Raw genomic sequence first — 258 nt, forward strand, 5'->3', positions numbered from 1 at the left:
CTAGTAAAGCCTACAGCCACTGGAAAAATACATCTATTCCTGAACGTGCAGCATTTTTAACAAAAGCAGCTTTGCTTTTTGAAGACAGAAAAGAAGAGCTAGCTCAAGTGATGACAAAAGAAATGGGAAAACCACTGACAGAATCCATAGGGGAAGTTGGTGTCGTCATTGCAACAGCTCAGTATATGGCGGGAGAAGGAAGACGTTTGTTTGGCGAAATAGTGCCCGCTGGCTTTCCTGACCGAGATATAAAAATGG

The 258-nt window shown here is 43.0% G+C and carries 1 protein-coding gene; it reads left to right on the forward strand.

Annotated features, from left to right (window positions below; genetic code table 11):
• A partial coding sequence (locus NLF92_RS13330; RefSeq protein ID WP_254102729.1) for an aldehyde dehydrogenase family protein occupies positions 1-258 on the forward strand: 258 nt, incomplete at both ends.

The sequence above is a fragment of the Opacimonas viscosa genome (genome assembly GCF_024199005.1).
In the GTDB taxonomy this organism is placed as follows: Bacteria; Pseudomonadota; Gammaproteobacteria; order Enterobacterales; family Alteromonadaceae; genus Opacimonas; species Opacimonas viscosa.